This is a genomic window from uncultured Planococcus sp. (genome assembly GCF_947501725.1).
In the GTDB taxonomy this organism is placed as follows: domain Bacteria; phylum Bacillota; class Bacilli; order Bacillales_A; family Planococcaceae; genus Planococcus; species Planococcus donghaensis_C.
Window position 1 is genome coordinate 1 of sequence record NZ_CANMXD010000035.1, and the last position, 527, is coordinate 527.

Below are 527 nucleotides of genomic sequence, written 5' to 3' on the forward strand. Positions count from 1 at the left end.
GGGGCGGACGAGGGGAATTGAACCCCCGAGTGCCGGAATCACAATCCGGTGCGTTAACCACTTCGCCACGACCGCCATCATAAAATTTTAAAATTGGCAGGGGCAGTAGGAATCGAACCCACATCGGAGGTGTTGGAGACCTCTGTTCTACCGTTAAACTATGCCCCTAAAAACTGGTGGTGGGGGGCAGATTCGAACTGCCGAACCCGAAGGAGCGGATTTACAGTCCGCCGCGTTTAGCCACTTCGCTACCCCACCTTAAAATGGTGCCGGAGAAAGGACTTGAACCCTCAACCTACTGATTACAAGTCAGTTGCTCTACCAGTTGAGCTACTCCGGCATGGAGATATTTCATAAAAAAATGGTGGGTCAGGACGGAATCGAACCGCCGACACTTAGAGCTTCAATCTAATGCTCTACCGACTGAGCTACTGACCCACTTTATTACTTAAAAATGGCGGTCCCGACCGGGATCGAACCGGCGATCTCCTGCGTGACAGGCAGGCATGTTAACCGCTACACCACGG

5 tRNA genes are annotated in these 527 nt (G+C 52.4%); all 5 read right to left on the minus strand.

From position 1 onward, the window contains the following. Positions 1-2: 2 nt before the first annotated feature. The 5 genes from Q0785_RS20265 to Q0785_RS20285 all read right to left on the minus strand — a co-directional run bounded on the left by Q0785_RS20265 (position 3) and on the right by Q0785_RS20285 (position 438). A tRNA-His gene (locus Q0785_RS20265) sits at positions 3-75 on the minus strand. 19 nt (positions 76-94) lie between these two features. After that, positions 95-168, minus strand: a tRNA-Trp gene (locus Q0785_RS20270). Positions 169-174: 6 nt separating this feature from the next. Continuing rightward, positions 175-258: transfer RNA gene (locus tag Q0785_RS20275), tRNA-Tyr, on the minus strand. Between the two features lie 6 nt (positions 259-264). After that, positions 265-340, minus strand: a tRNA-Thr gene (locus Q0785_RS20280). A 22-nt stretch (positions 341-362) separates the two neighbouring features. Continuing rightward, positions 363-438 (minus strand) — tRNA-Phe (locus tag Q0785_RS20285). Positions 439-527: the final 89 nt, after the last annotated feature.